The sequence below is a fragment of the Pimelobacter sp. 30-1 genome, from assembly GCF_018831735.1.
GTDB lineage: Bacteria > Actinomycetota > Actinomycetes > Propionibacteriales > Nocardioidaceae > Nocardioides.
Map to the genome: position 1 here is coordinate 847367 of NZ_NHTS01000003.1, position 13556 is coordinate 860922.

Genomic DNA, 13556 nt, shown 5'->3' on the forward strand with positions numbered 1-13556 from the left:
CCGTCCGGGACAACCAGGACGCCTGCCTCTGCCGCCCGGGTCGCCCGGCCGTGCATCGTCGGCCCCGACCAGGACGACGGCAGAAGAGGACGAGAAGCATGCAGGCACGACGGACGGCGGCGGCAGCCGCACTCACGGTGCTCGGCGCATCACTGGCGACGGTCGGGACGCACCCGGACGCGATCGCCGCCGCGGCCGCGGCCGCGCCACGGGCGGACCTCGTCGTCCCCGCGGTCGGCACCCCGCCGGCGAAGGTGCGCCCGGGCGGCCGCTTCGACCTCAGCACCACCGTGGCCAACAAGGGGCGCGCCGCGGCCAAGCCGAGCACGCTGCGCTTCTACCTCTCCCAGGACCGGAGCCGCAGCCGCAGCGACCTGGCTGCCGGCGGCAACGTCGCGGTGAAGAAGCTCAAGCCGCGCAAGAAGCAGACCATCAGCGGCCGGGTCGCCGTCCCCTTCGGAGCGGCCGACGGGAAGTACTGGGTGCTCGCCTGCGCCGACGCGACCAACCGGGTCAAGGAGTCCAACGAATCCAACAACTGCCAGGCCTCGAGGACGCAGGTCACCGTCGGCGCGGACCTCCACGCCGTCCTCACCGGCGACCTCACGTTCAGCGACACGGGCCAGCGCACCGACCCGGCGACCGGCCGGACCGAGACCTGGACGCACACGGCGACCGCCGAGATCTCGATGCGGATCGACGGCCCGCGCCAGAACCCGACGTTCGCCAGCACCCACAGCACCTACGCGCGGACGGGCTCGGTCGTGGGCCGCGAGGTGACGCCCTCGTGCGTCTACGACCGCGAGCGCAAGGAGGCCGGCAGCGGAACGCTGCGCTACACCGGCGACCGCTTCACCGACGACATCTTCGGTCACTTCACGCGCATCGACCTGAGCGGCGTACGGATCGGGCTGTTCATGCGCGCCGCCTGGACCGACACCAGCAAGCAGACCGGCCAGGGTCAGTTCCCCTGCGAGAACACGTCGCGGACCACCACCGGCACCGGGCTCGACGTGAGCGACATCGAGCTCAAGGAGGTCGCGCGAGACAGCCGCACGTCCACCTACCGCGTGGTGGGCTGGGTGGCCGAGCAGGGCACTCCGTCGGACTGGGACAAGGTCGAGGGGACGCTCACGCTGACCCTGCGCTGATCCGGCCGGGCCGGCATCGGCGACATCCCGTAGGGGCGCCTCCGCACGGAGGTGCCCCTACTGCCGTCAGACCAGCAGCGTCATCGGACGCTCGAGCGCCTCGACGAGCCGGGCCATCCACCGAGCGGCGAGAGCGCCGTCGATCGCCCTGTGGTCGACGGACAGCACCAGGCGCAGAACCGTGCGGATCTCGATCCGCTGGTCGTCGCCGGCCCTCTCCACGACGGCCTCAGGGCGCGCCGCGCCGACCGCGAGGATCGCGGAGTGCGGCGGGTTGATGATCGCGGAGAACTCCTCGACGCCGTACATGCCGAGGTTGGTCACCGTGATCGACCCGCCCTCGAGGTCGCGCTGCTGCAGCCGGCCCGCGTTGGCCTGCTCGACGTAGTCACCGACGCGACGCGCCAAGCTCGACAGGGACAGCTGGTCCACACCGCGCACCACCGGCGTCACCAGTCCTCGCTCGGACGCGACCGCCACGGCCACGTCGACGGACTCGTGCCGCACCATGCCTTCGTCGGACCACACGACGTTGGCCTCCGGAACCGCGCGATGGGTGACGGCGACGGCGCGGAGCACGAGGTCGTTGACCGACACCCGCACCTGCGAGTGCTCGTTGATCTGTGCCCGCAGCGCCAGGAGCTCGTCGACGCGGACGCTCCGGGTGACGTAGAAGTGGGGGATCTCCTGCTTCGCCCGCGTGAGCCGCTGGGCGATCGACCGGCGCAGGCGCGTGTGGGGCTCGAGCGAGGTCCCGGCGGCGACCTCGACCACATCGGCGGTGTCCGCGACCGCGGTCGCCGGCTCCGCCGTTGCCGCGACGGCACCTGCCGGAACCGCGTCGCGCTGGGCGATGAGGCGCTCGACGTCACGCTTGCGCACGCGCCCACGTGGCCCCGTCCCGGTCACGTCCGCGATGTCGAGACCGGCCTCCTGCAGGAGGCGTCGCGCCAGCGGGCTCGAGAAGCGGCGTACCGCGGGGGCGGCGGTCACCGGGTCCGAGGCGACGGAAGGGACAGGACCAGGATCGGGCACAGGGTCCGCGCTCAGGTTCGGCGGAGCCACGCCCACCTCGGCGAGCAGCGCATCCAGCTCCCTGCCGACATCGCTGCTGTCCCCGACCAGCATCAGCGGGGCGCCGACGCCGATCGTCTCGCCGACGGTCGCGAGCAGACCCACCACGACACCGTCGAACTCGGCCTCGACCTCGACCACCGCCTTGTCGGTCTCGGCCACCGCGATGACGTCACCACGGCTCACCTCGGCCCCGGCGGCGACACTCCACTCCGCCAGCTGCACCTCGGTCGCGCCAGCCGCCACCTCGGGCACCGACATCAACTGCACCATCTCGAACCCTCGTCTCCTCGTCGTGCCTTGGCTCGTCAGCCCGCTGCAATGTCGTTCAGGGCCGCGACCACCTCGTCGGTCCGCGCGATCGCCGCCCGCTCGAGCACCTTGCTGATGCTCGGCGAGGCCTCGGACCCGTGCACGCGGTGGACCGGTGCGTCGAGCCAGTCGAAGAGGCGGCGCTGGATCTCGTCCGCGAGCCATCCGCCGTAGGACGTCCCCGCGGCGCCCTGCTCGACGATCAGCACCTGGTTCGTCTTGCGCACGCTGGCCTCGATGGTGTCCCAGTCCAGAGAGGCGCGGTCGAGCCAGCGCAGGTCGATCAGGTCCGCCGAGATCCGGTCACCGACGACGTCCAGCGCATCGAGGCAGTGCCCCACCATGCTGAGGTAGCTGATGATCGTGAGGTCGTCGCCCGTGCGCCGCACGGCCGCCTTGCCCACCGGGAGGCGGTAGTCGAGGTCGTCGACCGGCCCCTGCCCGGAGGATGGGTAGAGGTCGACGTGCTCGAGGACGACGACCGGGTCGTCGCAAGCCAACGCTGTGTTCATCAGGCCGACGTAGTCGAAGGGGTTGGACGGTGCGACGATCCGCAGCCCGGGAGCCGTGGCGAGCACGCCCGCGGGATCCATCGAGTGCTGGGAGCCGTAGCCGGTGCCCGCCGCGAGCTTGCTGCGCAGCACGAACGGCACGGCCGCTTCGCCACCGAACATGTGACGCGCCTTGGCGACCTGGTTGAAGAGCTGGTCGGCGGCCACCCACATGAAGTCGGCGTACATGAACTCCACCACCGGGCGGACCCGGCCGTCGAGAGCCATGCCGCCGGCCAGACCGGCGAAGGCGTTCTCGCTGATGGGCGTGCCCAGCACGCGGTCCGGGAAGGCCGCCAGCGGAGCGCGTGTCGCGCCGTTGGTGCCTCCCTTGAGGCCGTCGACGTCCTCACCCATCACGACGACGGACGGGTCCATCTCCATCCGGCGCGCCATGACCTCACTGACGACGTCGATGAATCGGCGCTCGGCGAGCTCGCCGGAGAACGTCTCCTGCTCCTCGTACCGCGAGCCGGCCAGCTCACTCAGGTCGCCGCGGATCCCGACGTCGACGAACCCCGGGTCAGGCCACGCGCCGGCGATGATCCGCCGCTGTCCGGGCTTTCCGTCCGGGTCGGCCTCGAGGAACTGCTCACCGAGCTCGCGCAGGACGCCTTCGACCTCGTCGACCTGGGCGTCGAGCTCCTCCTGGGTCGCCAGCTCGCGTCGCAGGACCTCGCTCCGCAGCTGGGCGATCGGGTCGCGCTCGCGCCACACGGCTTCCTCCGCCTTGTCGCGGTAACCGAACGCGGAACCCGGGAAGGGGCCGTTCTGGTGGAAGTAGCGGTAGACCTCGGCCTCGATGATCGTCGGACCGTTGCCCGCACGCATGTGTTCCAGCGCCTCGGTCATCGCCACGTGCACGGCGAGGGGGTCCATTCCATCCACACGCCACGACGGGATGTTGAATCCGAGCCCGCGGGCGGACAGCCGAGGTTCGGCTGTCGCGGCATCGACGTGCGTGGAGACGGCGTAGAGGTTGTTCTCGATGAAGAAGCAGACGGGCAGCTTCCATGCCGCCGCGAGGTTGAAGGTCTCCAGGACCGAGCCGATGTTGACCGCGCCGTCACCGAAGTAGGTCACGCTCACCGCGTCAGTGCCGGCATTGCGCATCGCCCAGGCGAAGCCCGCCGCCTGGGGCACGCCGCCGCCGACGATGGCGTTGGTGCCCATCGCCCCGGCCTCGCGCCACTGCAGGTGCATCGAACCGCCGCGACCACGGCAGTAGCCGTCCGCGAGCCCACAGATCTCCGCCAGGGTGCGGCGCAGCACCTCCCGGACCTCACCGGTGACGCGCGGCACTCCGGTGCCGCCCGCGGGGAGCACGTGTCCGAAGGCCTTGGCCAGGAACTGGTGATGGCCCCGGTGCGAGCCGTTGATCATGTCGTCCGTGCGCAGCGGGAGGATCGAGCCGATCGCGCCGCCCTCCTGGCCGATGCTGGAGTGCGCGGGTCCGTGCACGAGGCCCTGGCCGGCGAGCTCCAGGACGTACTCCTCGAAGGTTCGCACCCACTGCATCCGACCGAGGAGGTCGAGGAGCACCTGCGGCTCGGCGGTGTCACGGTCTCGCCGGCCGAGCGTCACCTCGACCCACGGCGAGACCGGCTTGAGATTGACGTGCTTCGGCATCCGCTGGTTCTCCTCATCGCGAGTGGTCGAATGGATACATTAGAAGAGATCGATCTGCCTGTCTAGCGCACAAAGAATGCCTCCGCGCTCGCCATACCTCGCACTCAATGGATACATTGGATTCATGAATCCTCCTCCTGTGCTGACCGGGGTCCGACGCGCTGACCACGTCGGGCTGACCGTTCCGGACCTCGATCAGGCGCATGCCTTCCTCGTCGACGTGCTCGGAGCCACCTACCGCTACGCCCTCCCCCGGCGCGAGGGCAGCGGCGACTGGATGCGCACGCACCTGGGCGTCGACGCGACGGCTGCCATCGCGGAGATCCGCTTCTTCGAGCTCGGGGGGCTGATCCTCGAGGTGTTCGCCTGGGAGGCACCGGAGCAACGACGTACGCCGCCGCGCAACAGCGACGTCGGCGGGCACCACCTCGCGCTGTACGTCGACGACCTCGATCTCGCGGTCGACCAGCTGCGGGCTGCCGGGATCGAGGTCATGGGCGCACCGACGGCGAGCACGGGCGCCCACCTCGGGCAGCGGTGGGTCTACGTGCGAGCCCCGTGGGGTCTGCAGCTCGAGCTGGTCTCGTACCCGACCGGACGGGCGGTCGACGTCGAGCCCGCGCGCTACCGCGCCGACCTCGACCGACCGTAGGGTCACCTTCCGTGAGCACGCCCAGCCCGGTCGCCAGTCAACGCATCGCCGACGTCCTGGCCGAGCGGATCCTCGACGGCACGCTCGCCCCCGGGAGCCGGATCAAGCAGGACGAGCTCGCCGATGAGCTCGCGACGAGCCGGATCCCGGTGCGCGAGGCGCTGCGCATCCTCGAGACGCGCGGTCTGGTCACGCTTCGCGCCAACAGCGGCGCCTGGGTGATGTCGCTGAGCCTCGCCGACCTCGAGATGTCCTACGAGATCCGCGAGCGCATCGAGCCGTTGCTCCTGGCCGACAGCATCCCCCGGCTCACCGACCTGCACGTCGATCGCATGCGCTCCCTCCAGGAGGAGATCGCGGCGAACGACGACGTGGAGCGGTTCCTGGTCCTCGACCGCGCGTTCCACGAGACGTCGTACGCGGGCAGCGAGGCCACCCAGCTGGCCGGCATGGTGCGCGGGCTGTGGGACACCACGCAGCCCTACCGACGTGCGTTCGTCCGGCGCGCCGGAGCCCAGGAGTCGTGGGTGATCGCGGCCGAGCACGACCTGCTGCTCGACGCGGTCTCCCGGCGCGACGTCGACATCGCCACCCGGATGCTGACCGTCCACATCCGCCGCACCCGGTTGGCGCTGCTCGACCACCCCGAGGTGATCGAGCAGGGCCAGGCACCGACGACCGCGGGGTGAGCGAGGTCAGGACGTCGTCACGGCCGCCATCAGGCGCGGAAGGTGGTGCTGCCCGGGCTTCTCGGTGCCCGCCTCGATCTCCCGGGCGATCTCGCTCAGGACCGCGTTGGCCGGTGCGCGCTTGCCCTTCGCGGCCCGCTCCCGCACCACGAGGCCGTTGATCTCCTCGACCTCGCTGCGGCGGCCCTTGATCCAGTCCTGGTGGACCGTGGTGAGCGTGGTCGGGATCGCGTAGTGCTGGTAGACCGCGTCGATCAGCGCGTTGACGTACGCCTCAGCCCCGTCCTCGACGCCTCCGGTCAGCCCGAACATCGGCAGAGCGCGGTGACCCAGATCGATCGCCGCCTCGAGCGCCTCGACGCCCGCCTGCACCATGAAGGCACGCATGCCCGGCAGGTCGGCGGCCTCGACCATGGGGAGGTCGACCACACCCGCACTGACCAGCTCGGTCGCGTTGACGACCAGCTTCATCCACTTGGCGGACAGGATGTCGTCGACGACCTCCACGTTTCCGGCCGAGCGGAGGATCGCGGCGACCTCCTCGGCACGGTCCTGGGGACCACCGTCGAGCGCACCGAGGGCGAACCAGGCCGTCTCCTTCGGGGTGTCCCGGTTGACCACGCCGGGCTCGAACATGTTGGAGGCCATCTCGATGACGGCGCCCAGCGTCCGCTCGACCCCGACGATCGAGGCGATCTCGTCGGCCACCATGCCGTTCTGCAGTCCCACCACGAGGCCGTCCGGCGCCAGGCGCGGCTTGATCAGCTCCGTGGCCCAGCGCGCGTCGTACGCCTTGACGAGCATGAAGACGAGATCGAAGCTCTCCCGCATCTCTGCGACCTCGCACAGGTGGTGCGCCCGCACCTCGGTGACGGTGCGCTCGCCCTGGCACACGACGGTGAGCCCCTGCGCGCGGATTGCCTCGACATGTGCCGGCCACTGCTCGATGTAGGTCACGTCGTACCCGGCACGGACGAGGTCGGCCCCGATTCCCGCCCCGTTGGCCCCGGTGCCGAGGACGGCGATTCGTTCGATGGTCATCAGTTCTCCTCCAGCTCGGTGATGGTCCGGCGCTCCGGCGCCGGGAGTTCGGGGTGGCGGGTGACCTCGGCGATCGCCGCCCAGTCGAGGCTCTCCGCCCCCGGTCGCTCCAGCGCCGCGGCGAAGACGCCCTGGAGCGCGGGCAGCGACGGCAGCACCACGCCGCCGTCCTCGGCGACCTCGGCAGCCAGCCGGAGGTCCTTGGCTCCCAGAGGAACCGTGAACCCGGCCGGCCGGTAGGCGCGCTCGGCGATCAGCTGCCCGTACGTGCGGTGCACCACGCCGCCGAACAGCGTCGCGCCCAGCAGCTCGGCGAACAGGTCCGGCGCCACCTCGTGCGCCTCCACGAGCGCGATCGACTCCGCGAGCGCCTGGAGTGCATGGATGATCTGCAGGTTGACCGCGATCTTCACGACGTTGGCGACCTCGGGCCGCTCCGAGATCGGCCAGACCCGGGCACCGATCGTCTCGAGCAGTGGTCGAGCCCTCTCCAGCGCCTCGTTCCTGCCGCCGACGAGGATGTTCAGCCCTCCGGACGCAGCGACGGCCGGCCGGCCGAGTACGGGCGCCGCCAGGTAGTCCATGCCCGCGTCGGCGCAGCGCCGGCCCAGCTCCCGGCTGGCGCGCGGGCTCAAGGACGCCATGGAGACGTGCAGCCGGCCCGCTGGACCGTCGAGCGCGGCCGGCGAGAGGACCGCCTGGGCCGCCTCGTCGTCGGCGAGCATCGAGAAGGACACCGGTGCCTGGAGGGCAAGCGCGGCGTCGGCCGCGAGCTCCGCCCCCTGCTCGGCCAGCCGCACGCCCGCCGCGGGGCTGCGGTTCCACACCCGCACCCGGTGCCGCGCCGCGACGAGTCGCCCGGCCATGGCCGAACCCATCGACCCCAGCCCGAGAAACCCGACCGTTCCCGGGTCGTGGACGCTGCTCACGCCGGCGGACTTCCCCAGGGCGTGTTGCGGTGCGACTGCGAGTCCCGCAGCGTGCCGAGCTCGCCGCCGACGGTGTAGTACTTGCGCCCGGCGACGATGAGGTCCTCCGCCGGGAACTTCGTGATGACCTGGCACCCGTCGCGGGTGACGACCACCTCCTCCTCGATCCGCGCGGCCCCGATGCCGTCGGCGGAGGGCCAGTAGGTCTCCAGGGCGAACACCATGCCCTCCTCGAGCACCTCGGGGTGGTCGAGCGACACGAGGCGGGAGAAGATCGGCTTCTCCCAGATCGAGAGGCCGACGCCGTGCCCGTACTGCAGGGCGAACGCCGCCTCCTCGTCCGGGAACCCGAACTCCTGCGCCTTGGGCCAGACGCTCACGATGTCCGCCGTCGTCGCTCCAGGGCGCACGAGCGCGATGGCCCGGTCCATGTACTCCCGAGCGCGGGTGTAGGCATCGCGCTGCGCCCGGCTCGCCGAACCGACCGCGAAGGTCCGGTAGTAGCAGGTTCGGTAGCCGTTGAAGCTGTGCAGGATGTCGAAGAACGCCGGATCGCCGGGCCGGATGAGGCGGTCGGAGAAGACGTGGGGGTGCGGCGAGCACCGCTCGCCCGAGATCGCGTTGACGCCCTCGACGTACTCCGAGCCGAGGTCGTAGAGGGTCTTGGCGACCAGGCCGACACACTCGTTCTCCCGCACTCCCGGGCGCAGGAAGCGGTAGAGCTCCTCGTACGCGGCGTCGACCATCGACGCCGCGTGCGTGAGGAGCCCGATCTCGTCGTCGGTCTTGATCCGACGGGCCTCCAAGAAGATCTGCTGGCCGTCGACGACGTCGATGCCCTGCTGCTGGAGGGCGAACAGGATCGGCAGCTCGATCACGTCGACCCCGAGCGGCTGGTCCGCGACGCCGAACTTCTCGAGCTCGCGCTTGATCTTGCGGGCGACGTCCTCGGCCACGCCCGCGTCGGGCGTGAACGCCCCACGCAGCGTGGAGATGCCGGCGCGGGCACCGGACTCCAGACGCGGCCGGACCGCGCCGTGGTGAGGGGCGTGCGGGTCGGCGTCAGCCTCCGCCGTCGTCGTGTTCAACCACGGGTTGTACAACGCGTGGTGCTTGGCCGCGGATCCGAAGTCCCACGCGATCGGGTCGGTCTCCCTGGTCAGGAGGGAGAACCTGATCAGCTTGTCCATCGCCCACGTCCCGATGTGGGTCGCCGTCATGTAGCGGATGTTGGAGAAGTCGAAGGCGAGGATCGCGCCGCAGTCGGACTTCTCCAGCTGGGCCTTCAACCGAGCGAGCCGCTCGGTCCGCAGGCGGTCGAAGTCGATCCGGGCCTCCCAGTCGACGGCGTTGCTGCCGGTGGTGGCGGTGTTCGACATGAGTTCCTCCTCGGCCGGTCCGGCCTGTGGGTTGGGTGGGGTGGGTGGCGCGTCAGCGCGCGGCGAGCGCGACGGAGAACGGCATGGGCAGCTGGGCAGCCGTCCGCGACGCCGTCATCCGCGTGAGCCACCGCGCCTGGACGGCCTGGTGCAGCGGGTGCGTGAGGTACTCGCGGAGTCCGTCCTCGTCGCGGACAGCCGCTGCGACGACGAAGTCCGCGGTGCTCGGCGTGATGCCGAGGTTCGGTCCGCAGGAGTACTGCACGATCGCGTCGAGCTGGTCCGCCATCAGGTGGAGGTCGGCGCTCGCGCCGGCGATGTCCTCCGCCGTGACGTCGTCCGCCCAGGTGAAGAGTGCGAGGTGGAGGATCATGACTGCCCGCTCCGCATCCTCGCCCGGCGAGCCAGCATCGGCAGGACCGCCGCCACGATCACGAAGATCCCCTGGATCCAGTACTGCCAGGCGATGCTCCACGAGAGGAAGGCGAGCGCATTGGTGATGACCTGGAGCAGGAGCGCCGCCGCGGCGACGCTGACCGCGGACCCCGAGCCACCGAAGATGCTGACGCCGGCGATCACGATCACCGTGACCGACGCCAGGGTCAGTGCCTGACCGCTGTTCGCATCCCCGATGCCCGTCTGGGCGAACAGGGCGATACCTGCGCCTGCGCTCAAGGCACCGGACATCGCCATCGCGATCACCCGGGTGCGCAGGACGGGGACACCCATGCGGTTCGCCTTGACCGCGTCGGCGCCCACCGCCCGCAGCCCACGGCCGAGCGCGGTGTGCTGCAGGACCTGCGCCATGCCCGCAGTGACGAGCAGGCCGAGCACGAGCAGGACCGGGACGGTGGCGATCGTCGCCCCCAGAAGGTTGAGCACGTCCAGTCCGGCCGCACCACCGGGTTGGGGCCGCAGCACCTGCGCAAGACCCAGCACGGCAACCGACGAGACCAGCGTCGCGATGACCGCCGGCACCTGGAGGCGCGTGACGAGCAGACCGTTGACGGTACCGACGGCCGCGCCGGCGGCGATGGCCAGGACTGCGCCGATCGCCAGGGCACCCGCGCCACCGTCCGCGTGGAAGGAGACCACCACGCCTGAGAGCGCGACGACCGATCCGACGCTGAGGTCGATGCCGCCGGTGATGACGACGACCAGCTGCGCGAGGCCGACCAGCATCAGGACGGCGGAGGCGAGCAACAGCTGGCTGAGGTTGAGCGGTTGCAGGAAGGCGGCGTCCCGACTCGCGGTGGCGAGGGCGACGAGCCCGGTCAGGGCCAGCAGTGCCACCGGTTGGATCATCGCGCCGCGCCGGCGGCGCCGACCCGGCGCCTGGCCCCGCGCCGGCGCGCCCTGCGTGGCGACCGCCTCCTCGGCGGCCTCGGAGGTCGCATGATCGGCGAGCAGGGCGCCGCCGATGATGGCGCGTTCGGTGATCTCACCGGCCCGGAGGTCCGCCGCGACAGCTCCCCGGGAGAGGACGAGGACGCGATCGCACAGGCCTTCCAGCTCGACCGCGTCCGTCGACAGCACGACCACCGCGACGCCGGAGCTGGCCAGCTCACGCAGGCAGCTGTAGATCTCCACCCGCGCCCCGGCGTCGACACCCTGGGTCGGGTCCTCCACCAGCAGGACGCGTGGGTTCGCCAGCCTGGCTCGGGCCAGCAGCACCTTCTGCTGGCTGCCACCCGACAGCGAGACGACGGTGCTCTCGAGTGTCGCCGTCTTGACGGCGAAGTCGTCGATGGCCTCCCGGGTGAGCTCGTACTCGCGCGCACGACGGGTCCAGCCCACGGGCATCGCGTCGCCGAGCGCGGACGCCACCACGTTCTCCCGGATCGAGAGGTTGCCGAACATGGCGGTGCCCAGCCGATCACCGGGAAGCAGGACGACCCCCGACGCCGTGGCGGCGCGGTGGCTGCGGATCGACACCTCTGCGCCGTTCACCCGCACCACTCCCTGGACCGTGCCGCTGCCGCCGAGAGCGTGGAGCAGCTCTCGCTGCCCGTTTCCCTCGACACCGGCCAGCCCGAGGATCTGGCCGCGCGGCACCTCGAACGAGACGTCTCGGAAGCCGGGACCGGCGAGGCCCTGGACGGCGAGCACCGGGGTCCCGGGATCGGCGCTCGCCTTGTCCGGGAACGTGGTCTCGAGCGATCGCCCGATGATCATGGTGACGATCTCGTCGGCGGTGAACTCGGAGACGTCACCCCGGCCGACCACCCGGCCGTCCCGCAGCACCGTCAGGTCCTGCGCGATCGACATGACCTCCGGGATCCGGTGCGTGATGTAGGCGATCGCCGTCCCACGCCCCTGGAGCTCGGCGACCTTGTCGAACAGCCACGAGGTCTCCTCGGCACCCAGTGCCTCGGTCGGTTCGTCGAGGACCAGCACCTGCGGATCGCAGGCCAGGGCGGCCGCGATCTCGATCAGGTGGGCCTCTCGTTGGCTGAGGTCACCGACGACGGCCCCCGGGTCGATCGGGAGCCCGAGATCCGTGAAGAGACCGGCCAGCCACGCAGTCGCGTTGCCCCGGGCCGGCTTCTTGTCGGCGGGGAGCAGGGTGAGCACGGCATCGACGACCGTGAGCGTCGGAGCGAGGGCAGGGGTCTGGTACACGATGGCCAGGCCCTGGGCGCGCGCCTGCCCCGGCTGCAGGCGACGGTGCGTCTGACCGGCGAGGTCGATGGTTCCCTGGTCGGGAACCACCGAGCCGGCCGCGATGCCCACGAGGGTCGACTTGCCGGCGCCGTTCTCACCGAGGATGGCGTGCACGCGCCCCGGCAGCAGCTCGAGGCTGACGCCGTCGAGCGCGCGCACACCCGGATAGCTCTTGCCGATGCCGTCGAGGCGCAGGGCCGCCGACTGGTCGGTCGTCATGGCGGTCGTGGTCGTCGTCGTGGTCATCGGGCGATCACTTGAAGAGCGCGTCGAACTCGTCCGCGGTCAGCAGCGAGGACGGGGAGGCGTCGGAAGGCGCTCCGGACAAGCAGGCGTCCGTGGGGGCCACGCTGCCGTCGGTCGCGCCCGTGGAGTCCTCGAAGAGCGAGAGCTGGTAGATCGACGGCTCCGCGTCGTCCCGCTCGGCGAGCGCGCCGAGCGCCTTGCGCAGGGCGACACGTCCCACCCAGGTGCGGCTCGAGACGGTCGCGAGCTCGTAGCCGGGGTTCTTGGCCTTGAGGCCGGCGTACCCACAGCTGAGCGCGTTGTCGTCGGTGCTGGCGACCGGGGGGAGCTTCTTGCCGGCACTCTCGTAGGCCCGGATCACGCCGCCGGCCGCGGTGCCGTAGTCGACGATCACCGCATCGATGTCGTCGTAGCGCGAGAGCAGACCGGACATCGCCTGCTGCGCGACGGCCGGGTCCCAGTTGGTCACGACGGGCTCGTCGTTGAGGAGCTTGACCTGGGGGTTCGCCGCCAGGACCTCCTTGATGCCGGTGAGCTCCTGCGCCGTGACGCTCGCTCCAGCCGGCCCACCGAGGAAGACGACATTCCCGCCGTCATCGCCGAGGTTGTCCACCACCCACTGCGCCCAGACCTTGCCGCTGTTCGCCGGCTGCCAGTCGGTGTAGTCCAGGTAGTCCGCGCCCGGGCTGCCCGTCGGGTCCGATGCGAACGCCACGACCGTCGACCCGGACTTGGTGGCGCTGCGCAGCGCGGGGAGGTGTGCCTCTCCGGGGCCGGCGTCGGGGATGACCAGGATGATGTCGGTGCCCTTGGCCGCCATGCTGACGATCGCCTGGTTGGTCGCCTGCACGTCACCGCGACCAGCGGCGTAGTCGACCGAGGTGATCGCGTCACACTTGGCGGCCTCGCTCTCGATCTCGGCCTTGACCGTCTTCGACCAGGAGTTGGTCCCGAAGCCGTCGACGATCCCGACGCTCAGGTCCTTCCCGCCGCAGACGTCGGCGATGTCGGTGAACTCGTCGGTGGTCCCGACCTTGCCCACGGAGATGTCGGCCTTGCTCGTGGACGAGCCCGAGGACGAGGTGTCGTTCACCGAGGAGCAGGCACTGAGTCCCAGGACGGTGACCGCCGAGGCCGCGAGGAACGCTCGCGAGACGCGTCGGTCGGAGATGGTGAGGTGCATGACGCTTCCTTTGGTTGGGGCTCGGACACCGCGTCCGGGCAGGGCTGATCGCGGCG

At 70.9% G+C, this 13556-nt stretch carries 11 protein-coding genes; 3 read left to right on the forward strand and 8 right to left on the reverse strand.

Annotated elements, in window-relative coordinates; genetic code table 11:
- Window positions 1-98: 98 nt before the first annotated feature.
- Window positions 99-1151: a CARDB domain-containing protein gene (locus tag CCO04_RS09400; protein ID WP_215813813.1), complete on the forward strand. Its 1053-nt coding sequence runs from the start codon at window positions 99-101 to the stop codon at window positions 1149-1151.
- Window positions 1152-1217: 66 nt separating this feature from the next.
- Here the strand turns inward: CCO04_RS09400 and CCO04_RS09405 are convergent, their stop codons facing one another.
- Window positions 1218-2498, reverse strand: a complete 1281-nt coding sequence (locus CCO04_RS09405; protein WP_215813814.1) for a dihydrolipoamide acetyltransferase family protein — start codon at window positions 2496-2498, stop codon at window positions 1218-1220.
- Between the two features lie 35 nt (window positions 2499-2533).
- Complete coding sequence (locus tag CCO04_RS09410) at window positions 2534-4717, reverse strand: thiamine pyrophosphate-dependent enzyme (RefSeq protein WP_215813815.1); 2184 nt, start codon at window positions 4715-4717, stop codon at window positions 2534-2536.
- Between the two features lie 124 nt (window positions 4718-4841).
- Between CCO04_RS09410 and CCO04_RS09415 the strand changes: the two genes are divergently transcribed.
- Together CCO04_RS09415 and CCO04_RS09420 are read left to right on the forward strand one after the other, a co-directional pair.
- Entirely contained in the window at window positions 4842-5369 is a 528-nt protein-coding gene (locus CCO04_RS09415; protein WP_215813816.1) for a VOC family protein, read from the forward strand.
- Between the two features lie 11 nt (window positions 5370-5380).
- Complete coding sequence (locus tag CCO04_RS09420) at window positions 5381-6058, forward strand: GntR family transcriptional regulator (RefSeq protein ID WP_215813817.1); 678 nt, start codon at window positions 5381-5383, stop codon at window positions 6056-6058.
- A gap of 6 nt (window positions 6059-6064) precedes the next feature.
- On the opposite strand, the gene CCO04_RS09425 is transcribed toward CCO04_RS09420, so the two are convergent.
- The 6 genes from CCO04_RS09425 to CCO04_RS09450 are packed head-to-tail and all read right to left on the reverse strand — an operon-like array spanning window position 6065 to window position 13500.
- Window positions 6065-7099 carry a ketopantoate reductase family protein gene (locus tag CCO04_RS09425; RefSeq protein WP_215813818.1) on the reverse strand — a complete coding sequence of 345 codons (1035 nt, stop codon included), beginning with the start codon at window positions 7097-7099 and terminating at the stop codon, window positions 6065-6067.
- A complete protein-coding gene (locus tag CCO04_RS09430; protein ID WP_308281170.1) occupies window positions 7099-8028 on the reverse strand; it encodes an NAD(P)-dependent oxidoreductase in 930 nt (309 codons plus the stop codon). Before CCO04_RS09430 ends, CCO04_RS09425 begins: the two co-directional genes overlap by 1 nt.
- A complete protein-coding gene (locus CCO04_RS09435) occupies window positions 8025-9407 on the reverse strand; it encodes a Xaa-Pro peptidase family protein (RefSeq protein WP_215813820.1) in 1383 nt (460 codons plus the stop codon). The genes CCO04_RS09430 and CCO04_RS09435 overlap by 4 nt, the downstream gene beginning before the upstream one ends.
- Before the next feature lie 52 nt (window positions 9408-9459).
- Entirely contained in the window at window positions 9460-9780 is a 321-nt protein-coding gene (locus CCO04_RS09440; RefSeq protein ID WP_215813821.1) for a Dabb family protein, read from the reverse strand.
- Window positions 9777-12317, reverse strand: coding sequence for an ATP-binding cassette domain-containing protein (locus tag CCO04_RS09445; RefSeq protein WP_215813822.1), 2541 nt, complete (start codon window positions 12315-12317; stop codon window positions 9777-9779). Before CCO04_RS09445 ends, CCO04_RS09440 begins: the two co-directional genes overlap by 4 nt.
- A 7-nt stretch (window positions 12318-12324) precedes the next feature.
- Window positions 12325-13500 (reverse strand): substrate-binding domain-containing protein, encoded by a 1176-nt coding sequence (locus tag CCO04_RS09450; RefSeq protein ID WP_215813823.1) that lies wholly within the window; start codon window positions 13498-13500, stop codon window positions 12325-12327.
- Window positions 13501-13556: the final 56 nt, after the last annotated feature.

Excerpts from the sequence above, each read along its gene's own strand:
- CCO04_RS09440 (WP_215813821.1), bottom strand. The coding sequence starts at position 9,780 with ATGATCCTCCACCTCGCACTCTTCACCTGGGCGGACGACGTCACGGCG.
- CCO04_RS09450 (WP_215813823.1), bottom strand. The coding sequence starts at position 13,500 with ATGCACCTCACCATCTCCGACCGACGCGTCTCGCGAGCGTTCCTCGCG.
- CCO04_RS09435 (WP_215813820.1), bottom strand. The coding sequence starts at position 9,407 with ATGTCGAACACCGCCACCACCGGCAGCAACGCCGTCGACTGGGAGGCC.
- CCO04_RS09415 (WP_215813816.1), top strand. The coding sequence starts at position 4,842 with ATGAATCCTCCTCCTGTGCTGACCGGGGTCCGACGCGCTGACCACGTC.
- CCO04_RS09445 (WP_215813822.1), bottom strand. The coding sequence starts at position 12,317 with ATGACCACGACGACGACCACGACCGCCATGACGACCGACCAGTCGGCG.
- CCO04_RS09400 (WP_215813813.1), top strand. The coding sequence starts at position 99 with ATGCAGGCACGACGGACGGCGGCGGCAGCCGCACTCACGGTGCTCGGC.
- CCO04_RS09425 (WP_215813818.1), bottom strand. The coding sequence starts at position 7,099 with ATGACCATCGAACGAATCGCCGTCCTCGGCACCGGGGCCAACGGGGCG.
- CCO04_RS09410 (WP_215813815.1), bottom strand. The coding sequence starts at position 4,717 with ATGCCGAAGCACGTCAATCTCAAGCCGGTCTCGCCGTGGGTCGAGGTG.
- CCO04_RS09405 (WP_215813814.1), bottom strand. The coding sequence starts at position 2,498 with ATGGTGCAGTTGATGTCGGTGCCCGAGGTGGCGGCTGGCGCGACCGAG.